Raw genomic sequence first — 20,773 nt, 5'->3', positions numbered from 1 at the left:
TCCGGCAAGACCCAATTGCCCCTTTAGCTAGTGTCTGTCGCATGGTGCCTTGGGTACGGCTGGCGCTGGACGTGGCCGCTTTCGACGACTCGCCCTTCCGTGATCACCTGGAACGGGCCCGGGCCGCCGGCGTCACCTTCACCACCTACGCCGACCTCGCCGACGCCCGCGCGCTCTACGAGCTCAACCGGACCTGCTCCGCGGACATCCCGGGGCGGGGCGCGTTCCACTCCTTCGACGAGTACGTCGCGCAGCGGATCGACGTCCCGTCCTTCGACCCGCGCGGCGTCGTCCTGGCCCTGGACCCCGCCGGGCGCTGGATCGGCATGGCCGCGACCTCCGTGCACCCCGGGGGCGCCTTCAGCGAGATGACCGGGGTCGTGCGCGAGTGGCGGGGCCGGGGGCTGTCGCTGGCGCTCAAGCTGCTCGCCGTCCGCTTCGTGCGGGATGCCGGGCTGCCCGTGCTGCGGACCGTCCACCATCCCGCCAACGCCGCCGCCATCGGCATGAACCGCCGGCTCGGCTTCGTCGACGACCCCGGGCCGCGGGTCCGCTCCGCCGTACCCTCCGACGCCCCGGACCTCACCGCCCTCATGCACGCCTCCGCCGCCTACCGCGGCGAGTACGCGGCGATTCTGGACGGCTACGAGGTCACCCCGGACTACCTGGAGCGGCATCCCGCCTTCGTCGCCGTCGACGTGTTCGGCCGGGTGCTGGGCTTCGCCTCGCTGCTCACCGACCCGCCCGAGTTGGACCTGCTGTTCGTCTCCGACGCCGCGCAGGGTGGCGGCGTCGGCCGCCTGCTCGTCGAGCGGACGCTGGAGCGGGCCCGCGAGCTGGGCCTCGCCTCGGTCCGGGTGGTCTCCCACCCGCCGGCCGAGGCGTTCTACCTGCGGCTGGGGGCCGAGCGCACCGGCACCGTCCCGCCCCGGCCGCCCCGGGTCACCTGGGAACGTCCGGACCTGCGCTTCGTCCTGGCGCCTGGCGAATCACTCGGTGCCGCAGGTAGACCACTTTCGAGCTGAACGACCGCGTCTCGACCAGTTCGAGATCCACCCGCCGCCCCTGCCGGGGAAAGAACGGGATGCCGCCCCCGACCAGCACGGGGTACACCATGGCGCGGTACTCGTCGATCAGATCCGCCTCGGCCGCCTCCGCGGCCAGCCCCGCGCCGCCGATCGCGATCTCGCCCTCCCCGGGCTCGGCCCGCAGCCGCTCGATCTCCTCCTTGAGACCACCCGAGCGCAGCCGCGCGTTGCCCTGCACCGCCTCCAGGGTGGTGGAGAACACCACCTTGGGCAGCGCCTTCCAGAGCGCCGCCCATTCGCGCTCGTCCTCGCTCAGGGAGTCCTCCTGCTCGGCGGTCTCCCAGTACACCATCGTCTCGTACAGCCGCCGCCCCAGCAGGTGGACGCCGACGTGGCGGATGTCCTCGAGCCAGAACCGGAAGACGTCCGGCTGGGGCGCCGTCCAGTCGAAGGTGCCGTCCGGGCCGACGATGTAACCGTCGAGGGAAACGCCCATCGAATAGGTCACGCTGCGCATCGCCCCACCCTACGACCGGCGTGGGCGGTTCAGAGGGCGAACAGCAGGGCGGCGGTGATCAGCATGACGACGGCGGTGGCGAAGTGGATGCCGAACGCGGCCGCCTTGGTGCCGCCGTTGCGCAGCACGATCACGGTGTCGCCGAGCGGCAGCAGGGTGGCGATCAGCATGAACCAGGCCTCGGCCTGCGGCCCCACGAAGGCCAGCAGGGCCAGGCCGATCAGTCCGTAGGTGCCGTCGCGCATGCCCTTGATCGTCAGGTAGGCGCGGTCGGTGGTCGCGGGCACGCCGTAACCCTCGGCGGCGGCGTACGGCACGAGCAGGAAGCGGGCGCCGATCAGGAGGCACATCAGGTTGAGGGCGATGGCGAGGCCGTAGGCGACGACGGTAAGCATCAGGGGGCTCCAAAAACTAGCGGTGCTAGGAACAAGTGTGACGCTATCAGAGCATTGGCATTTGCGCTAGCAGTGCTAGATTGAGGAGCATGTCCATCCAGACGCGCAAAGAACGTGAACGGGCCGAGCGGGAGAAGCTCATCATCACCGCGGCCCGCGACCTCGCCGAGGCCGAGGGCTGGGAGGCGGTGACCACCCGCCGGCTCGCCGACCAGGTCGAGTACAGCCAGCCGGTGCTCTACAGCCACTTCAAGGGCAAGGACGCCATCGTGACGGCCGTCGCCCTGGAGGGCATCACCGAGATGGCCGCCGACCTCCGGGCCGCCCGCCTCTCCGCCCCCGGCCCGGACGCCGTCCTGCCCGCCATCTGCGCCGCGTACGTGGCCTTCGCCGAACAGCGGCCGGCCCTGTACGACGCCATGTTCCGGCAGCGCGTCGACCTGCCCTTCGCCACGCCCGAGGCCCCGCCCGCCCTCCAGGAAGCCTTCGGCGAGTTCCTCGAGGCCGTCCGCCCGCACGCCCACGGGACCGACCTCGGCCTGCTCGCCGAGACCCTCTGGGCCGCCCTGCACGGCCTGGCCACCCTGATGCGCGGCGGCCGCATCCCCCGCGAGTTCCACGACCAGCGCCTGGCCATCCTGGTCGCCCGCTTCACCGGGGAGGCCTCCGACGGAACGGCTCGCCCCGCCTGATCAGCCGTGCCTATCCACCTCGTGGCCGCTGCCATAGAGCCGCCGCACACACGGGGGCGAGGGGGTGTGGGGGAGCTGGGCTCCCCCACAGGCACAGCCCGAAGGGCCAAGCGGTCAAAGGACGGGAAGGTACCGGTCGAGCTCGAACTCGGTGACCTGCCGCCGGTAGTCGTTCCACTCCGACCGCTTGTTCCGCAGGAAGAAGTCGAACACGTGCTCCCCCAGCGTCTCCGCCACGAGCTCGCTCTGCTCCATGATCCCGATGGCCTCGTCCAGCGACTGCGGCAGCGGCCGGATCCCCAGGGCTCGGCGCTCGGAGCTGGTCAGCGCCCAGACGTTGTCCTCGGCGGCGGGAGGCATCTCGTACCCCTCCTCGATGCCCTTGAGCCCCGCGGCCAGGATGATGGCGTAGGCGAGGTAGGGGTTGCACGCCGAGTCCAGGGAGCGGAACTCGATCCGGGTGGAGCCGCCCTTGTGCGGCTTGTACATGGGCACCCGCACCAGGGCGGAGCGGTTGTTGTGCCCCCAGCAGATGTAGGAGGGCGCCTCGCCGCCCATGCCGGCGATGGCCTCGGCCCCGCCCCACAGGCGCTTGTAGGAGTTGACCCACTGGTTGGTGATCGCGGTGATCTCGGCGGCGTGCTTGAGCAGCCCGGCGATGAAGGAGCGGCCGATCTTGGAGAGCTGGTACTCGGCGCCCGGCTCGTGGAAGGCGTTGCGGTCGCCCTCGAAGAGCGACATGTGGGTGTGCATGCCGGAGCCGGGGTGCTGGGTGAAGGGCTTGGGCATGAACGAGGCCCAGATGCCCTGCTCCAGCGCGACCTCCTTCATGACCAGGCGGAAGGTCATGATGTTGTCGGCGGTGGTGAGGGCGTCCGCGTAGCGCAGGTCGATCTCCTGCTGGCCGGGCGCGCCCTCGTGGTGGCTGAACTCGACGGAGATGCCCATCGACTCCAGCATCATGATCGCCTGGCGGCGGAAGTCGTGGCCGGCGCTGTGCGGGGTGTGGTCGAAGTAGCCGCCGGCGTCGATCGGCTCGGGGCGGTCGCCCGGGGCGGGCCGGTTCTTCAGCAGGAAGAACTCGATCTCCGGGTGGGTGTAGAAGGTGAAGCCCATGTCGGCGGCCTTGGCCAGCGCGCGCTTGAGCACCCAGCGCGGGTCGGCGTGCGAGGGCGAGCCGTCGGGCATCAGGATGTCGCAGAAGATGCGGGCCGCGCCGGGGGTCTCGCTGCGCCAGGGCAGGATCTGGAAGGTCGCCGGGTCGGGCTTGGCCAGCATGTCGGATTCGTAGACGCGGGCGAAGCCCTCGATCGCCGAGCCGTCGAAGCCGATGCCCTCGGCGAAGGCGCCCTCCAGTTCGGCGGGGGCGATGGCGACCGACTTCAGGAAGCCCAGGACGTCGGTGAACCACAGGCGGATGAACCTGATGTCACGCTCCTCGAGCGTGCGCAACACGAACTCCTGCTGACGGTCCACTTGCGCTCCTACAGTGTGCGGCTACCCCTACAGGATGCCCTGCCCGTGTTTCGCACACGTTACGAGGTGCGCCTCGCTGACAAACCGCCCCGCCGTTGCCTAGTGTGATCACGCAGAGTCTCGGGGGAGGCGAACATGCCTATTGACCTGCGTGATCACAAACTGGATCGCGCCTTCGGGCATCTCGACGTCGACGGTGGCGGCGAGATCGAGCGGGAGGACCTGCTGGGGCTCGGCGCGAGGTTGCTCGTGGGCTTCGGGGAGTCCCCGACCTCGCTGACCGGACGCCGCCTGGTGGACGGGTTCGACGGGATCTGGGCCGCGCTGGCGGCGGCGCTCGACCGCGACGGCGACGGGCGGCTGACCGCGGCGGAGTTCAAGGCGGGCATGACGGTCGCGTTCATCGAGGGGGGCGGGTTCGACCCGGTCTTCCTGCCCGCGGCCGAGGCGGTGGCGGATCTGTGCGACCAGAACCGCGACGGCCAGATCGGCGTGCACGAGTTCAGGATGCTGCTGTCGGCGTTCGGCACGCCGTACGACGACGTGGCTGAGGCCTTCGACCGGCTCGACCGTGACCACGACGGCACCCTGACGGTGTCGGAGCTGGTCACGGCGGTCAGGGAGTACTACACCGGCGACGATCCCCACGCCGCGGGCAACTGGCTGTTCGGTCCGCTCTAGGAGTCGTTGTGAGGTCCGTCCTGAAATCGCTGTCCAGCCTCATCCCACGGTCGCGCGTTCCCGCCCGGACCAGTGCCGAGCTGCTGCTGCCGCTGACCGAGCGGGTGCCGGCGATGGCCGCGCCCTGCCGCATGCACCCGTCGGTCTACGCGGTGGAGGCGGCGCTCATCGACTGGGCCCGGCGCACCGGCCTGCGGGCCGACGCGGGGGCCGGCTACCACCGGCTGGCGGCGCGGGCGTTCGCCGAGTTCGACGCGGCCGCGGCGGCGCTGTTCGCGCAGTGGCTGACCTGGCTGTTCCACCTCGACGACGAGCTGGACGAGGGGCCGTGCCCGCTGGAGGTCTTCCCCGGCCTGCTCAACGGTACGGCGGGGCATCCCCTGGAGGCGGCCTTCGCCGACCTGTGGCGGGTGACCAGCGCGCGGATGAGCGACCACTGGCGGTCGAGGTTCGCCGGGCACCTGAAGACCCAGTACGACGCCTGCCGTACCGAGGCGGAGAACCGGCTCACCGGGCGCACGCCGACGTTGCGCGAGTACCCGGCGCTGCGCCGGGGCACGGTCGGCCCCTACGTCTACGACCTGATCGAGCCGTGCCTGCGGGTGGAGGTCCCGGCGTGGCTGCACGGCGGGCCGCCGTGGCAGGAGCTGGTCGCGGCCTGCTCCGACGTCGTCGCCTGGTGCAACGACGTGGCCAGCCTGCCGAAGGAGCACGGGGATCCGCACAACCTGGTGGTGCTGGCGACGCACGAGTACGGGCTGGACGAGCACGCGGCGGTCGCCTGGGTGCTGGACCGCATCGCCGAGCGGTGCGCGGACATGCACGCGGCGACCATGGCGCTGCCGCTGGGCGACGTGGATCCGAAGACCGCGCGGGACGTGAGCAAGGTGGCGTGCGCGTTGCTGGCCGCGCCGCGGGCGCACCTCGACTGGCTGCTGGAGTCCAGCCGCTACGCCTAGAGCGGCAGCGGCGTGAGCCCGGCCGCGCTCAGCCTTCCGGCCACGTCGCCGGGGCGGCCGGCCGGGTAGACGACGAGAGCGCAGGGGTGGCCAGGCCGGCCGTCGAGCAGGTCGCCGAGCAGGGCGGCCGGGTCGGGGCGCACCAAGACGGCCAGCTCCAGGCGCAGGGTGTACGGCTCCGCCGTACCGAAGCGTGGTGAGGGGATGCGCGGTTCGGCCGCGGCCATGAAGGCTTCGAGGTCGAGGGCGTGGAAGCGTTCGGCGGGGTCGGGCCGGACGTCGAGTTCGACGGCGGCCAGCAGGTCGGCCCCGAGCGCGCCGGCGCGCAGGGCGGTCACCCGCACCGCGGCGATCTCGGCGGCCCGGCCGAGGACGCGCCGGGCGAGGGCGGGCGCGGCCGGGACGAGCGCCTGGGCGAGCATGGCTGGATCGCCCAGCCGCGCGAGCGCGCGGTCGCGGAAGCCGGCCATGCCCCGAGCATCGGCAGCGCCGTGAGCTGGGACAATGGGTAGCAGTACGTAGGGCACCCGGTGATCGGGCTAGGCGCAGGCCAGCGAGTCGCCGACGGAGGTGCGGCGGTACAGGACGCGCTTGCCGTCCCGCAGCCCGACGGTGAGCCCGCTGCCGGTGAGCACGCCGAGGTGCTGGCTGACCGCGCCGGGGGTGAGCGCGATGCGGCGCGCGAGGGCGGAGGTGGTGGCGGGCTCGGCCAGCGCGAGCAGGATCTGCGCGCGTGTACGGCCGATGAGCGCGGCCAGGGCGTCGGGGGCGGGCGGCGGCCCCTGCTCCCACAGCGTGCCGACGCCCTGGACCGGATAGACCAGCATCGACTGGTAGGGCGCGGTCATGACCGCCACCGACGGCCAGTAGAACGCGCTCGGCAGCAGCACCAGGCCGTCGCCGTGCAGCCCTTCGGTGGTGCACCAGGGGCGGTCGATCAGCAGCCGGTCGCCGGTCCAGACGACGGCCGGGTCGAGCGAGGAGAAGAGCGCGTGCGCCCCGCCCTGGGCCAGCAGCCGGGAACGGCGCAGCACGTCGCGTTCGAGCAGGCCGTACACCCGGGGCCAGTACTCGGCGAAGCAGGCCTCCCAGTAGGCCTCCAGCGCGTCGGCCACCCGCCGGACCCCGGCCGCGGGGTCGGCCTTGAACCGGTCGAGCGGCCCGGACAGCAGCCCGGCCTCGTGCCGCGCCCGCTCGGGGTCGGCCCTGCGGACCCGGTCGAGCTCGGCGGCGAAGTCGGGCAGCGGGGTGTCCGGCGGCGGGGTGAGGAAGTCGGCGAGGTAGCCGTCGGCGGGCACCAGGGCGAGCAGCTCGGCCAGGTCGAGCCCGGCCAGCCGGGGCCGCACCGCCTTGATCCACGGCAGGTGGAGCGCCTGCCGGGCCGGGTCCTGGAGGGTGCGCAGGCTGGCGACCAGCTCCCACATCGGGGAGAAGGCGAAGCGGATGCGAGCCATGTCCTCCGGCTTGAGACGCCATTCGATGCCCATGCATTTAGTCTGCACTAAATCGATGGCTCTCTCGACCCGTCCCCGGCCACCATGCTTCGCATGAGCGCGACGACTTTCATGCAGGCCAAGGTCGGTGGCCTGCCCCGCCCCTTCTGGGCCCTGTGGGGCGGCACCCTGGTGAACCGCCTGGGCACGGTGGTGGCTCCCTTCATCGGCGTCTACCTGACGCAGAGCCGCGGCCTGTCGGTCACCGACGCGGGCCTGGTGCTGGGGGTCTACGGAGCCGGGACGGTCGCCTCGCAACTGGTGGCCGGCGCGCTGACCGACCGGATCGGCCGGCGGGCGACGCTCTCGGGCGGCATGCTGGCCACCGCGGCCACGCTGCTCGCGCTCGGCTACAGCACCACCATGCCGACGCTGCTGGCCTCGATGTTCCTGCTCGGGCTGGTGATCGACGTCTACCGGCCGGCCTCCAGCGCGCTGGTGGCCGACCTGATCTCGCCGCAGGACCGGCCACGGGCCTACGGGCTGCTGTTCTGGGCGATCAACCTCGGCTACGCGGTGGGCATGACGGCCGGCGGGCGGCTGGCCGAGATGGGCTTCACGCTGCTGTTCTGGATCGACGCGGTGTCCAGCGTGATCTTCGCGGTGCTGGTGTGGCGGGCCGTACCGGAGACCAGGCCCGAGCGGGTCAGGTCCGGCGGCTTCGGCGAGGTGCTGCGCGACCGGCTGATGGTCGTCTTCACGCTGCTCACGGTGGCGCACGCGCTGGTCTACCTGCAGACGGTGACCATGCTCCCGGTGGCGATGGTCGAGGCCGGGCTCACCAAGAGCGAGTTCGGCCTGGCGATGGCGCTCAACGGGGTGCTGATCGTCATCGTCCAGCCGCTGGTGTCCGACCTGCTCACCCGCTACGACCTGGCCCGCGCCGAGGCGCTCGGGCTGGCGGTGATGGGCGTGGGCTTCGGGCTGACCGCCTTCGCCACCAGCACGCTCGGGCTGGCCGGCACGATCGCCGTCTGGACCTTCGGCGAGATCATCACCGCCGGCGTCGGCGGCACGATCGTCGCCACGCTGGCCCCCGCGCACCTGCGCGGGCGCTACAACGGGCTGTACGGCCTGTCCTGGGCGGTGGCCATGGTGCTGGCGCCCACCCTGGGCGGCGTGCTGCTCGGCGTGAGCAGCCAGGCGTTGTGGTTCACCGTCGCCGGGATCGGCCTGCTGGCGGCGGCGGGGACGCTGGCGATCGGCCCGGCGATCCGGCGGCGGGCGGCCGCGTTGACCGAGCATTGATCCGTCGTTGGCAGATGTCAGCTATGTTCCCCTTCAACCATGGGGAACACGCGGCTGAGCTGGCAGGCGAGCGTGGCGATCGCGATCGCCGCGCTCGCCGTCATGCTGGAGGTCGCCGACATCTGGATCACCGCGCAGCTCCCGCCGGTCCCGGGCAACCCGCTGCCCTTCCAGCCCGAGGACATGGCCGGCACGACCTTCCCGGTCTTCGGCGCGATCCTGGTGCACAGCCGGCCCCGGCTGCCGATCGGCTGGCTGCTGTGCGCGGGCGGGCTGGCCTCGGCGGTCAACATCGTCTGCGGCAACCTCGACAAGCTCTACGGGCCGCACCCGCTGCGCTGGCCGCTGGCGCTGCTGGCCTGGCAGGTCTACGCGCTCGCGGTGGGCGTGCTGCTGCCGCTGCTCTACCCGACCGGCCGGCTGCCGAGCCGGCCCTGGCTCGCGGTAATCGTTGTCAGTGCCCTGCTCGCCGTCGCCGACTGGATCTCCTGGATCTGGTACGCCCCGGCGTTGCCGCAGCTCGGTGAGGTCTACCTGGCCGTGATGGCCGCCGCCGTCTCCTCGCTGGCGTTACGGCTGCGCGGCGCCGGGCCGGTCGAGCGGCGGCAGATCCTCTGGCTCCTGCTCGCCCTGCCCTTCGCGCTCGTGCCCTACCTCGCCGGCTGGCCGGCCTGGTGGCTCGCCTCGCTCACCCTGCCGCTGCTGCCGGCCGCGATGTGGGTGGCCATCCAGCGGCACCGCCTGTTCGGCATCGACACCCTGATCAGCCGGGCGCTGGTCGGCACCGGGCTCGCGGTGGTGATCGCCGGGGCCTACCTGGCCGCCGGCGCCGCCTCCAGCCTCTTCCTGGCCGACGTGGACCAGCTCGCCGGCCTCGCCGCCGCGCTCGGCGCGGGCGTCTTCCTGCAGCCGATCCGCCGCCTCATGCAACGCGGCGTCGACCGGCTGCTGTACGGCAGCACCGGCGACCCGGCCACGCTGGCCGAGGAGAGCAAGCGCCGCCTGCAGCAGGCCGATCCGGCGCAGGGCCTGCTCTCGGTGCTCGAGGTGCTGCGCGAGGGCCTGGCGGTCACCGGCGCGGCGGTGGACGTGGACGGCGTCCGCACGGTCTCCGGCGAGGTCCCGCACACCGCCCGCGCGGTCGCGCTCACCTGGCACGGCGAGCCGGTGGGCACGCTGCTGCTCGGGCCGCCCGGCAAGCGCCGTTTCCCGGCGGCGCACGACGAGCGGGTGCTGGCCACGCTGGTCCCCTTCATCGCCGACGCCACGCATGCCGTACGGCTGACCGCGGACCTGCAGCGCTCGCGTGAGCGCATCCTGTCCGCGCGCGAGGAGGAACGCCGCCGGCTGCGCCGCGACCTGCACGACGGCCTGGGTCAATCGCTCAGCGGCATGGCCATGTCGCTCAACGCCGCCCGGATCACCATGCGCCACTCCCCCGACCAGGCCGAACGGCTACTGGCGCGGCTGCGCGAGGGCATGGACGAGGTGAGCGGCGACATCCGCCGCCTCGTCTACGGCCTGCGCCCGCCCGCACTCGACGAGCTGGGCCTGGCCGGGGCGATCGCCGACCTGCTGGACGAGCCGCCGCCCGGCCTCGCCGAGCAGGCCGAGCTGGGCGAGCTGCCCGCGGCCGTCGAGGTGGCCGCCTACCGGATCGCCCAGGAGGCCATCACCAACGCGCGCAAGCACTCGGGCGCGACGCGTATCGTGGCCACGCTGGAGCGGGAGGGCGGAATGTTGCGGATCACCGTTCAGGACGACGGCTGCGGCCTGCCACGACACCTTCGCGCCGGCATCGGGCTCGGCTCGATGCGCGAGCGCGCGGCCGAACTCGGCGGCGCCTGCACGGTCCGCCCGGCAGAGGGAGGCGGCACGCTTGTCAGCGCCGTGCTACCAGTATGAAAGTGGCGGATCTACGCTTACTGATGCCATGTTGACCTTTCACACGCTCGGACCGTTCCAGGTCTGCATCGACGCGGAACCGCTTGACCTGGGCGGACTCCGCCAGATGGCGGTTCTGGCCCGCCTTCTGGTCGCCCGGGGCCGAGCTGTGCCCGTCACCACGCTCATCGACGAGCTCTGGCCGGGCACCCCGCCCGCCCAGGCCCTGTCGACCATCCAGGGGTACGTCTCCCGGCTGCGCCGCTCGCTGGAGCCGGCCCGTGCCCCCCGAGAGGAGGCCTCGGTCCTGGTGACCGCGCCGCCTGGTTACGGCCTGCGCGCCACGACCGAGCAGGTCGACTCCTGGCGGTTCGAGACCGTCGTGCTCCAGGCCGGGGGCGATCCCGGCCAGGTGTGGGACGAGATCGACGCCGCCCTCCACCTGTGGCGCGGGCCCGCGCTGGCCGAGTTCGCCGACCTGCCGTGGGCCATCACGGAGGCCGGCCGGCTGGAGGAGCTGCGCCTGGTCGCGGTCGAGCGCCGCGCCGACGCCGGGATCCTGCTCGGCAAGGCGACCGCGCTCGTGCCCGACCTGGAGGCGCACGCGTTCGCGCACCCGCTGCGCGAGGAGGCCTGGCGGCTGCTGGCGCTGGCCCTCTACCGCACCGGCCGCCAGGGCGACGCCCTGGCCGCGCTCCGCCGTGCCCGCGCGGCCTGGCGGGACGAGCTGGGCCTCGACCTGTCGGCCGCACTCCAGCGGCTGGAGAGCGACATGCTCGCCCAGCGCCTCGACCCCGAACCGGCCCCCACCGCGCCGGTCGCGGTGAGCACGCCCGGGCCTGCCACCCGGAGCCTGCGGGTGCTGGTCACCGACGACCAGGCGCTAGTGCGCACCGGCATGCGGGTCGTGCTGGACTCCGAGCCGGGCCTGGAGTTCGCCGGCGAGGCCAGCGACGGCGAGCAGGCCATCGCCGCGGTCGCCGAGCTGCGGCCGGACCTGGTGCTGCTCGACATCCAGATGCCGCGGCTCGACGGGCTGACCGCCGCACGGCGCATCCTGGCGCAGCCGGATCCGCCGAAGGTGATCATGATGACCACGTTCGGCACCGACGACAACCTCTACGCCGCGCTGCGGGCCGGGGTCAGCGGGTTCATCCTGAAGACCTCGCCGCCCGAGCAGCTCATCGCCGCCCTGCGGGCCGCCGCGGCGGGCGACGCGCTGATCGACCCCGCGGTCACCACCCGGCTCATCGCCTCCTTCGCCGGGCGGTCCGACCCGGCCGCTCCCCCGGCGCTGGCCGGCGTGACCGACGACCAGCTCGACCTGCTGCGGCTCATCGCGCGGGGGCTGACCAACAAGCAGATCGCGCTCACCCTCCACCTGGACGAGCCCGCGGTGGGCGCGGCCATCTCGGGGCTGCTGGAGCGGCTCGGCCTGATCGACCGGGCGCAGCTCGTCGTGCTCGCCTACGAGTCGGGGCTGGTGAGACCGGCGCGATGACGGGTGCCCTCTGATGGTGCGGACGCCGGTCGCGGCCGGGCTGGCGGTGCTGTCCGCCGTGCTGGCCGTCGGCGGGCTGGTGCTGGGCCTCAGCCTGCCCGAGCCGTGGCAGCCGGCCCGCGCGCAGCAGGGCGTCGTGGTGCTGCCGGACTTCGCCGCCGCCCTCGTCCTGCCGGCCATCGGCGCCTTCATCGTCAGCCGCCAGCCCCGCCACGGGCTGGCGTGGCTGGCCATCGCCGGCGGGCTGGCCTGCGGCCTGCGCGGGGCGGGCGCCTCGGCCATGGCCTTCGCCGCCTCGATGGGCGAGCTGACCGCCGCCGGCTGCCTGCGCTGGGTCTCGCACACCGGCTGGGCCGCGGGCGGCATGCTGCTGGCCGTCATCTTCCCGCTCTACCTGCCCGACGGCCGGCTGCCGTCCAGGCGCTGGCGGCCCGTCGTGGTGATCGCCACCGTGCTGGTGACGCTGGAGATCGTGCGCGGCATCGTCCGCCCGGACCCGCCGCTGGCGGGCTACCCGTGGCCGGTGGTCATCCCCAACCCGCTCGGCTGGGACGCGCTGGCCGGCCTCGGCCCGGCGCTCAACCGCACCTACTACGTGTCCGTCCAGATCCTGCTGCTGGTCAGCCTCCTCGGCATGGCCCTGCGCGCCCGGCGCGGCAACGCCGTGGTGCGGCGGCAGATCGCCTGGCCGCTCACCGGCTTCGCGCTCTACGTGGCCGGCATGCTCGCCGGGCCCGACTTCTCCGTGCCCGCGGTGCTAGGCGTCTTCCTCACCGCGCTCGGCATCTGCTTCTCGGTGCTGCGCTACCGATTGTTCGACCTCGACGTCATCGTCAGCCGCGCGCTGGTCGGCGCGGGCATCGCCGCCGTGGTCGGCACCGTCTACCTCGCCGTCTCCGGCGCGGTCGGCCTGGCCGTCTCCGGCTACGACCGGCAGGCCGGGCTGGCCGCCGCCCTCGTCGCCGGGGCCTTCTTCCATCCGCTGCGCACGCGGCTGCGCCGCCTGGTCGACCAGCACATGTACGGCAGGCACGGCGACCCACGGCACCTGGCCGAGCGCCTGTCGGCCGAGGCGGGCAGCACCGACCCGGCCCGGGCGCTGACCACGATGGCCGAGATCACCATGGACGGCCTCGGCGTCGCCGGCCTCGCCGTCGAGGTGCGCGACACCCGCCGGACCGAGCTGGGCCGGCTCGGGCCCCGACCTCGTGAACTGCCGCTCGTCTGGCACAACGACCTGGCCGGCACCCTCCTGCTGGGGCCGCCCGGCGAACGCCGCTTCTCCCGCGAGCACACCGACCGGCTGATCGCGGCGGCGCTGCCGTACCTCGCGGACGTGGCGCACGCGATCGGCGTCTCGGAGGACCTGCAGCGTACCCGGGAGCAGATCATGGCCGCCCGCGAGGAGGAACGGCGGCGGCTGCGGCGAGACCTCGACCACGGGCTCGGCCAGGCGCTGGCCGGGATGGCCCAGTCGCTGAACCAGGTGCGCACCAGCCTGCACAGCGCGCCCTCCTCCGCCGAGCAGCTCCTCGGCGACCTGCGCGAGGGCATGGACGGGGTGGCCCAGGAGGTGCGGGAGCTGGTGTACGGGCTGCGTCCGCCCACGCTGGAGAGCCTCGGGCTGGAGGGCGCGGTCCGCGCGCTGGCCGGGAGCGAGGCCCGGGTGAGCGTGCGCGGCTCGCTCACCGGGCTGCCGGTCGCGCTGGAGGGCGCGGCCTACCGGATCGTCCGCGAGGCTCTCGCCGACCTGCGCCGCCACGCCCGGGGGCACGACGTGCGGATCCTGCTCGACGCGGGCGCCGAGGCGCTCGTCGTCCGGGTGGAGGACGACGGGCCGTGGGCGGCCGGGTCGCTGGGGAGCGGCCTGGAGGCGATGCGGGAGCGTGCTGCCGAGGTGGGCGGGACGTGTGTCGCGCTTCCCCGTCCGGGCGGCGGGACCAGGGTCGAAGCGGCCCTCCCCTGGTTATCGTCAATGTGACGATAGGTGTTAGGCTTGATCCATGGGACAGCTCCGCATCGCCCTGGCACAGACCAACCCGGTCGTCGGCGACTTCGCCGCGAACACGGCCAAACTGCTCGACTACACGCGTGAGGCCGCCGCGCGCGGCGCGCACCTGGCCGTCTTCACGGAGATGTTCCTCACCGGATACCCCGTCGAGGACCTGGTGCTGCGCACCTCCTTCGTGGAGGCCTCCATCGCCGCCCTCGACTCGGCCGCCGCCGCGCTGGCCGAGGCCGGGCTCGGCGGGCTGCCCGTCCTGGTCGGCTACGTCGACCGCGCCGGGCTCGCGCCCCGGGTCGGCCAGCCCAAGGGGGCGCCGCTCGACGCCGCCGCGCTCCTCTACGAGGGACGGGTCGTCACCCGGACGGCGAAGCACCACCTGCCCAACTACGGGGTCTTCGACGAGTACCGCTACTTCGTGCGCGGGGACCGGCTGCCGATCTTCCGGCTGCACGGGGTGGACGTGGCGGTCGCGGTGTGCGAGGACCTCTGGCAGGAGGGCGGGCCGGTCGCCGTCGTGGGGCAGGCGGGGGCGGGGCTGCTGGTGGTGCCGAACGCCTCGCCGTACGAGCGGGAGAAGGACGACGCGCGCCTGGAGCTGGTGGCCCGGCGCGCCCGCGAGGCCGGGTGCGCCCTGGCCTACGTCAACCAGGTCGGCGGCCAGGACGAGCTGGTCTTCGACGGCGACTCGCTGGTCGTCTCCGCCGAAGGCGAGGTGCTCGCCCGGGGCGCGCAGTTCCAGGAGGACCTGCTCGTCGTCGACCTCGACCTGCCGCTGGCCACCGCGCCCTTCGGGCAGGCCGCCCACGACGCCGGGGACGGCACGACGATCACCGTCGACCGGTTCGAGCTGTCGGCCGAGCCGGTGGCGCCCTACCCGGCCGAGCCGCCGGTCATCGCGCCCCGGCTGGACGACGTGGGCGAGGTCTACGCCGCCCTGGTGCTCGGCGTGCGCGACTACGTCGCCAAGAACGGCTTCGAATCGGTCATCCTGGGGCTGTCCGGTGGCATCGACTCGGCGCTCACCGCGACCATCGCCGCCGACGCCATCGGCCCCTCCCGCGTGGACGTCGTCCTCATGCCCTCGCGCTACTCCTCCGACCACTCCATCGGCGACGCCGAGGAGCTCGTGCGGCGGCAGGGGCTCAACTCGCGGGTCGTGCCGATCGCCGAGATCGTCACCGCCTTCGAGAAGGAGATCGACATCTCCGGCCTGGCGGCGGAGAACCTCCAGGCGCGGGTGCGCGGCATGCTCCTGATGAGCCTGTCCAACCAGCACGGCCACCTGGTGCTGACCACCGGCAACAAGAGCGAGCTGGCCACCGGCTACTCGACCCTCTACGGCGACTCGGCCGGCGGTTACGCGCCGATCAAGGACGTGCCGAAGACGATGGTCTGGGCGTTGTCCCGCTGGCGGAACGAGCACTCCTACCCGTGGTTCCTCCTCGACGCGGCGACGCCGATCCCGGAGAACTCCATCACCAAGGAACCCAGCGCCGAGCTGCGGCCCGACCAGCGCGACACCGACTCCCTGCCGCCCTACGAGGTGCTGGACCGGCTCCTGGACGACTACGTGGAGAAGGACATGGGCTCGGCCGAGCTCGTCGCAGCCGGGCACGACGCCGCGCTGGTCGCGCGGGTGATCCGCCTGGTGGACCTCGCCGAGTACAAGCGGCGGCAGTATCCGCCGGGCCCGAAGATCACGCCCAAGAACTTCGGCCGGGACCGCCGCCTGCCCATCACCAACCGCTGGCGCGAGACGCTCTGACCCGGCCGCGAGGAGTCTGCGCCGCGCCTCAGGCCGGGGGCAGGCCGGCCGCCGTTCTGGCCGCCTGCTCCAGCCTGGCGTGGTAGGCCTGCCACCAGGCCTGGTCGCCCTCGACCAGGTTGTCGTTGCCCTGGACGAGTCCGGCCGACCCGTCGAGGGTCTCGCGCAGGATGTCGGCCTGGCCGGCGTGCCGGTTGAGCTCCGCGACCAGGTGCACCAGGATCTGGTGGAGGCTGACCTCGCGGCGCGCCTCCCCCCACCAGGGCACCGTCCCGCGCGAGTCGAGCTCCAGCGCCTCGACGGTCGCCGCCGCGTGCTCGCGCACCCGCCGGTAGAGGTCGAGGATCTCCTCCCGCGACTCCTCCTCCGTGGCCCACATGTCCGCGTTGGGCTCGGCGTCCCCGAGCATCCACGGCCGGGTGTCGGGGAACGGCCGGTCGAACACCAGCCCCAGGTAGCCGGCTTCCACCGAGGCCACGTGTTTCACCAGGCCCAGCAGGTTCGTGCCGGTCGGGGTCAGCGGGCGGCGGACGTCGTACTCCGGCAGCCCGTCGAGCTTCCAGAGCAGCGCGTCACGGACGCTGTCGAGGTAGCGGAGGAGGGTGGCCTTGGGGTCGGGGAGGGTCATGCGCAGCCTTTCGTCAGGTGCGGGAAGTCTACGAAGGCCCACCGACAGTTCCCTCCGCCCGCCCGGGGGTCAGGCCAGGCGGCGGGCGAGGTAGGAGCGCAACATCTCCTTGGTCTCCTCGACCATCTCCGGGTCGGCGTGATGGGTGCGCAGCAGGGCGTCGGCGGTCTCGACGGCCAGGAGCAGCGCGCGGCGGGCCCGGGGCGCCGGGGTGACGCCGAGCAGCGCGGCGAGCGCGTCGGCGACCTCCGCGTTGGCCCCGAAGTCGAGCACCGCGAAGCCGGGCACGGTGGCCTTCATGTCGAGGTACTCGTCCACGACGAGGTCCACGACCTGCGCCCAGGACAGGCCCGGCGGCTCCCGGCCGGCGAGGCGGGCGGCGAGGCGGGCGGCGATCCGGCCGAGGAAGGAGTCGAGGTTGCGCCGGGCCAGGGCGTCGGCCAGAGCGCGTTTGTCCTGGAAGAAGCGGTAGATGGAGCCGATCGGCAACCCGGTGCGGGCGGCGACGGCCCGGGTGCTGAGCGCGTCGTACCCGCCCTCGTCCAGCAGGGCGGCGGCCACATCGAGCATCTGGTTGACACGCTCGACGCTGCGCTGCTGGAGCGGGGCGCGCCTCATGCGGCGAACAGCAGGGTCAGGCCGCCCAGGGTGTAGCTGAGCATGAGCACGAACAGCGGGATCTGACCGGCGACCGCGCGCTCGGGGCGCAGGAGGCGGACCGAGCGGTCGTGCGCGGCCACGACTCCCAGGACGTGCCCGACGATGATCGCGGAGACCTGGACCGTGGCGATGACCGCCGGAGACACGATCTCCTGGTCCACGGTGGCGCCGTCCAGGCCGAGGGCGAGGATGGCGGCCCGTTGCCCCTCGATGACCAGCAGCGAGAAGTAGTGCGCGACGAGGTAGCCGATGGCGACCGGGACCAGCGAGTGCGCGAAGCGGGCGGGCAGGTCGCGGGCGCCGCCGATGGCCGCGGCCAGCCGCAGGCAGGCGGCGTAGAGCAGCGCGACCAGGACGATCGCGGTGAGGAGGCCCAGGGTGCCGGTGCCGACGCGGCCGAGCGGGGCCGACTGCAGCGTCTGCACCCAGACCGGAGCGGTGGAGAAGCCGTCGTAGCCGGTGCTGCCGAGCAGCACGCAGACGGTGGCGACCAGGCCGGGGGCCGGGGCGAGGGCGTCGAGTCCGTTGAAGGGGCTGCGCAGCACCCATCGGCCGTCGCCGCGCCGGCCCAGCGGGGACAGGTGGCCGATGAGCGTGGAGTAGACCTCGAACGGGTCGCCGCGCTCCAGCCAGGCATGGCCGTGGCGCAGGGTGCCGGCCAGTTGGGCCAGGCCGTACCCCACCAGGAAGACCAGCAGGGTCGGCGGCGCGGCGGGCTCCGGCGCGACCAGTTCCATCCAGGTGAAGGCGAACAGGCCCGCGGCGGCGGGCCAGTAGCCGAGCCGGGCGGGCAGGGGGCGGCGGGCGGTGTCCGGGAGCAGGCGGAAGGGGTTGAGCGTCCGCCAGACCGGGCCGAGGAGCATCGAAGCGGGCACCAGGCCGACCCAGAACACCACGTAGATCAGGTACGGCGCGGCATTGTCCTCGGCCGGACCGGCGATCAGCCAGGCCGCGGTGTAGAGCAGTGCGGCGAGGGTGAGCAGGCGCAGGCCGCGCACCAGCCACGGCAGCGGCCGCACCGGCAGCACACGGCCCGCCAGCTCGCCGCGGAAGCGCGAGTCGGCCCACAGCAGGCCGAGCGCGAGGAAGGAGATCACCAGCGCGGCGAAGGCCCCGGCGTAGGCGTAGAACAGCGGGATCGGCAGGTCGCTGCGGCTGCCGACCCCGTGCGCCAGCACCCCGTCGACGACGCTCACCCGAGCCTCGCCCAGCTCGCGTGCCGGCCAACCGGAGCTCCCCGGCTCATGTGACGGCCACCTGCGTCAGGACCAGGCCGCTCCCGGCTCACTTGACGGCCACCTGGGTCAGGACCAGGCCGCTTCCGTGGGTCTCCACCTCGAAGACCCCCGTCATGTCCGCGGTGAAGCGCAACGTGACCGGCACGCCGGGAGTGACGGCGGCCTCGACGTCGTAGCCGTGCACGTGCACGGTGTCGGCCACGTCGCTGGTGACGGTGAGGCTGACCGAACCGCCCTTGGCCACCTCCAGCCACCCGGGCGGCGGCGACACCCGGCCGCCCTTGATCACGATGTCCGCGTGCCGCTCCCCGGGAGGCACGCCGGCCGCGCCGGTGACCACCTCGTGGCTGGTCCCGGGCCGGTGGTGCGTCTCGGCGAGCGTCCCGCACCCGGCCACCAGCACCGCACCCATCAGCACCGCGCCCTTAAGCACCGCGCCCTTAAGCACCGCGCCCTTAAGCACCGCGCCTATCAGCACCGGGACCCCCGCCGGAACCAGCCCCCGCGCCGCCGGCCTCAAGCGGCCACCTCCCGGACCGGCTCGGCCGGCTCGGCGGTACGGCGAGGCCGCGGCGCGAGAACCACGACCGCCCACAACACCCAGACCCCGGTCAGCAACCCCCGGATCCACCCCGGTCCCAGCGGCAGGAACGGCAGGAGGTGCACGCCACGGTCGAAGGCGTCGGCGAAGCACAGCACCCCGAGCACGACGGTGAACCAGCCGAACACCGGCCGCGCCCGGCGCGACTCCCAGCCGAGCCCGGTCAGCCACATCCCCATCCCCACCAGCGCGACCGCGGTCAGCCAGACCGATCCGGCCGCCGCCGCCCACACGTCGAGCGCCAGCCCGGCCAGCCCGGCGGCCGTGGCCACGCCGAGGAAGAGCCCGTCCACGCCGCGGCGGAGCCGTACCCAGAACAACACCGCGAGCAGCCCCAGCACCACGGAGCCGCCGAGCGCGAGCTGCGCCTCGACCTTGCCGAGCGCCCGGGCGCCGAACCAGTCGCACCCGGCCGGGAGCCGGACGTCCTGGGCGCTGAAGTCGGCGCAGAGATAGAGCTTGAGCACCTTGATCGGCTCGGCGACCAGCCGAGTGGCGCCGCCGGACAGCTCGGGCGCCTTGGCGGCGCAGACCGGGAGCACGGCCGGGTCGGAGCGGCCGGTGTCGCCCTGCCAGCAGTTGCCGGTGCCCTGCCCGTCCCACCAGACGTCCAGGCCGTTGCCCTCGAAGCGGTTGGCCTCGTAGCGGTTGAAGTTGGAGGTGTCGGCCTGTTTGGCCAGCGCCTCCTCGCCGCGGATGAAGGCGGGCACGCCGAAGAGCTGGAAGGCGGCCCGGTCGTGGCCGGTGATCTGGTTGCCGCGGAAGACGTTGTAGTTGCCGCCGGCGACCAGGATGCCGGTGCCGGGCGGGACGCCGACCTGCGGGCAGACCACGCCGTTCTCGTAGCCGCGCTCGGCCGGGGGCTTCTTGCAGGTGCCGTCGCGCAGGTAGCGGTAGTAGTCCTCGTTGTTGTCGTAGATCTTGTTGTTCTCGAACTTGGCGTGGTTCTGCGGCAGGCCGGGGTGGTCGGGCCAGAGCGAGTCCATCGTGGCGCCGACCATGTTGTTGTAGAACTCGTTGTCGTGCACCCACATGCTGTCGCCGGCGGTGCCGGAGTAGCCGAGCGCGTTGTGGTGCGACTTGCAGCGGGTGATCTCGATGGCGTAGCGCGGGACCTCGTGGCCCCGGCCGTCGTTGAGGTTGGAGGCGCTGCCGGGGTAGAGGCCGCCGTCGCCGTTGCCGTAGGCCTCGCAGTCGGTGTAGAGGCCGTGGTCGCTGGCGAAGGTGAGGAAGCCGTACTCGTCGGTCCAGCGGCCGAGCACCCGGTCGATGACGAAGCCGTCGGTCTCCAGGATGTAGACGCCGTTGAAGGTGGTGCGCTGGGCGGTGAAGTTGCGGAAGTAGATGCCGTCGGCCCGGTCCGCGCGGATCGCGTTGAGCTTGCGGTACTCCGCGTCGATGACGACGTCCTTGGGGTCGGCGCCCGTGCCCTCGATCTGCAGGTCCTTCTTGCCGAGGATGGCGACGAGGTTCTGGTTGTGCGGGCACTGCTGCTGTTGCTCGAAGCTGAGGATCTGGTAGCCCCAGCTTGACCAGCGGGCGGGGAGCGCGGCGCAGGCTCCGGTGGGGGCGGCCTGACCGGGTTCTTCACGGTAGAGGCCGGGGAGGATCGCGATGGTCATGCCCGGGCGGTCGACCTTGTCGACGGCTTCCTGGAGGTGCCGGGATCCGGATTGCTGACATTTCTCGAAAAGGCCGATATTTCGGGCTTTGAGGTCGGCGGGGAAGGCGGCGATGCGGCGGTCGAAGTCGGATTTGTCGCTCTTGCAGACGAGGAGGTCGGGTTCGGCGTCCGCCCGGTAGGCCGGGACCTTCCCCGATCCGTCGGGGATGGTGACCTTGCGTTCCTCGTGGGCGAAGGCGGCACCGGCGGGTAACAGCAGGCCTAAGGTGAGCGCGAGGAGGGTCAGTAACCTGCGCGAGGGGGGCATGGCGGCGAGATTAGAGCATTGTTCACCTTCTGCCTAGGCCCAGCGCTCGGGCCTGCCCGAGCCTTGAG

The 20,773-nt window shown here is 72.9% G+C and carries 19 protein-coding genes; 9 read left to right on the top strand and 10 right to left on the bottom strand.

Annotated elements, in window-relative coordinates; translation table 11 throughout:
* The first annotated feature begins 41 nt into the window (after positions 1 to 41).
* A complete protein-coding gene (locus ACIBG7_RS08850; RefSeq protein ID WP_397335691.1) occupies positions 42 to 1,025 on the top strand; it encodes a GNAT family N-acetyltransferase in 984 nt (327 codons plus the stop codon).
* Here the strand turns inward: ACIBG7_RS08850 and ACIBG7_RS08845 are convergent.
* Positions 943 to 1,545, bottom strand: a complete 603-nt coding sequence (locus ACIBG7_RS08845) for a dihydrofolate reductase family protein (protein ID WP_397335690.1) — start codon at positions 1,543 to 1,545, stop codon at positions 943 to 945. The genes ACIBG7_RS08850 and ACIBG7_RS08845 overlap by 83 nt on opposite strands.
* Before the next feature lie 29 nt (positions 1,546 to 1,574).
* Positions 1,575 to 1,940 (bottom strand): DUF4267 domain-containing protein, encoded by a 366-nt coding sequence (locus tag ACIBG7_RS08840; protein WP_357931882.1) that lies wholly within the window; start codon positions 1,938 to 1,940, stop codon positions 1,575 to 1,577.
* Between the two features lie 89 nt (positions 1,941 to 2,029).
* Here ACIBG7_RS08840 and ACIBG7_RS08835 point away from each other — a divergent pair, with 89 nt between their 5' ends.
* Positions 2,030 to 2,632 (top strand): TetR/AcrR family transcriptional regulator, encoded by a 603-nt coding sequence (locus ACIBG7_RS08835; protein WP_357931885.1) that lies wholly within the window; start codon positions 2,030 to 2,032, stop codon positions 2,630 to 2,632.
* 114 nt (positions 2,633 to 2,746) lie between these two features.
* Here ACIBG7_RS08835 and ACIBG7_RS08830 read toward each other — a convergent pair whose 3' ends face one another.
* The gene (locus tag ACIBG7_RS08830) at positions 2,747 to 4,108 is read right to left on the bottom strand and encodes a glutamine synthetase family protein (RefSeq protein WP_357931887.1); all 1,362 of its coding nucleotides are present in this window, start codon (positions 4,106 to 4,108) and stop codon (positions 2,747 to 2,749) included.
* Positions 4,109 to 4,243: 135 nt separating this feature from the next.
* On the opposite strand from ACIBG7_RS08830, the gene ACIBG7_RS08825 reads away from it, so the two are divergent.
* Together ACIBG7_RS08825 and ACIBG7_RS08820 are read left to right on the top strand one after the other, a co-directional pair.
* Entirely contained in the window at positions 4,244 to 4,789 is a 546-nt protein-coding gene (locus tag ACIBG7_RS08825; RefSeq protein WP_357931889.1) for an EF-hand domain-containing protein, read from the top strand.
* Between the two features lie 8 nt (positions 4,790 to 4,797).
* Complete coding sequence (locus ACIBG7_RS08820) at positions 4,798 to 5,748, top strand: terpene synthase family protein (protein ID WP_357931892.1); 951 nt, start codon at positions 4,798 to 4,800, stop codon at positions 5,746 to 5,748.
* Here the strand turns inward: ACIBG7_RS08820 and ACIBG7_RS08815 are convergent.
* Together ACIBG7_RS08815 and ACIBG7_RS08810 are read right to left on the bottom strand one after the other, a co-directional pair.
* Positions 5,745 to 6,218 (bottom strand): hypothetical protein, encoded by a 474-nt coding sequence (locus tag ACIBG7_RS08815; RefSeq protein WP_357931894.1) that lies wholly within the window; start codon positions 6,216 to 6,218, stop codon positions 5,745 to 5,747. The genes ACIBG7_RS08820 and ACIBG7_RS08815 overlap by 4 nt on opposite strands.
* A gap of 69 nt (positions 6,219 to 6,287) precedes the next feature.
* Positions 6,288 to 7,235 carry a DUF5937 family protein gene (locus ACIBG7_RS08810; RefSeq protein ID WP_397335689.1) on the bottom strand — a complete coding sequence of 316 codons (948 nt, stop codon included), beginning with the start codon at positions 7,233 to 7,235 and terminating at the stop codon, positions 6,288 to 6,290.
* Positions 7,236 to 7,295: 60 nt separating this feature from the next.
* Here ACIBG7_RS08810 and ACIBG7_RS08805 point away from each other — a divergent pair, with 60 nt between their 5' ends.
* Genes ACIBG7_RS08805 through ACIBG7_RS08785 form a run of 5 tightly spaced genes read left to right on the top strand, consistent with a single transcriptional unit; the run spans position 7,296 to position 15,647 of the window.
* Positions 7,296 to 8,489, top strand: a complete 1,194-nt coding sequence (locus tag ACIBG7_RS08805; RefSeq protein WP_357931900.1) for an MFS transporter — start codon at positions 7,296 to 7,298, stop codon at positions 8,487 to 8,489.
* A gap of 39 nt (positions 8,490 to 8,528) precedes the next feature.
* On the top strand, positions 8,529 to 10,394 hold the full coding sequence (locus ACIBG7_RS08800; RefSeq protein ID WP_397335688.1) for a histidine kinase: 1,866 nt from the start codon (positions 8,529 to 8,531) through the stop codon (positions 10,392 to 10,394).
* Positions 10,395 to 10,422: 28 nt separating this feature from the next.
* Positions 10,423 to 11,874 (top strand): BTAD domain-containing putative transcriptional regulator, encoded by a 1,452-nt coding sequence (locus ACIBG7_RS08795; protein WP_357931906.1) that lies wholly within the window; start codon positions 10,423 to 10,425, stop codon positions 11,872 to 11,874.
* A 13-nt stretch (positions 11,875 to 11,887) separates the two neighbouring features.
* Complete coding sequence (locus ACIBG7_RS08790) at positions 11,888 to 13,855, top strand: histidine kinase (protein ID WP_357931909.1); 1,968 nt, start codon at positions 11,888 to 11,890, stop codon at positions 13,853 to 13,855.
* 22 nt (positions 13,856 to 13,877) lie between these two features.
* On the top strand, positions 13,878 to 15,647 hold the full coding sequence (locus ACIBG7_RS08785) for an NAD+ synthase (RefSeq protein ID WP_357931911.1): 1,770 nt from the start codon (positions 13,878 to 13,880) through the stop codon (positions 15,645 to 15,647).
* Between the two features lie 28 nt (positions 15,648 to 15,675).
* Here the strand turns inward: ACIBG7_RS08785 and ACIBG7_RS08780 are convergent, their stop codons facing one another.
* From ACIBG7_RS08780 to ACIBG7_RS08760, 5 genes are all read right to left on the bottom strand, one after another.
* Positions 15,676 to 16,275, bottom strand: a complete 600-nt coding sequence (locus ACIBG7_RS08780) for a DinB family protein (RefSeq protein ID WP_397335687.1) — start codon at positions 16,273 to 16,275, stop codon at positions 15,676 to 15,678.
* A 69-nt stretch (positions 16,276 to 16,344) separates the two neighbouring features.
* Positions 16,345 to 16,893 (bottom strand): TetR/AcrR family transcriptional regulator, encoded by a 549-nt coding sequence (locus ACIBG7_RS08775; protein ID WP_357931917.1) that lies wholly within the window; start codon positions 16,891 to 16,893, stop codon positions 16,345 to 16,347.
* Entirely contained in the window at positions 16,890 to 18,131 is a 1,242-nt protein-coding gene (locus ACIBG7_RS08770) for a hypothetical protein (RefSeq protein ID WP_357931919.1), read from the bottom strand. The genes ACIBG7_RS08775 and ACIBG7_RS08770 overlap by 4 nt, the downstream gene beginning before the upstream one ends.
* A gap of 88 nt (positions 18,132 to 18,219) precedes the next feature.
* A complete protein-coding gene (locus ACIBG7_RS08765) occupies positions 18,220 to 18,651 on the bottom strand; it encodes a hypothetical protein (protein WP_397335686.1) in 432 nt (143 codons plus the stop codon).
* Between the two features lie 38 nt (positions 18,652 to 18,689).
* Positions 18,690 to 20,705, bottom strand: coding sequence for a hypothetical protein (locus ACIBG7_RS08760; protein WP_397335685.1), 2,016 nt, complete (start codon positions 20,703 to 20,705; stop codon positions 18,690 to 18,692).
* Positions 20,706 to 20,773: the final 68 nt, after the last annotated feature.

The organism is Nonomuraea sp. NPDC050328, from assembly GCF_044459405.1.
Classification (GTDB): Bacteria; Actinomycetota; Actinomycetes; order Streptosporangiales; family Streptosporangiaceae; genus Nonomuraea.
Note: the sequence above shows the minus strand (reverse complement) of the source record. Positions and strands in the feature narration are given on the sequence as shown.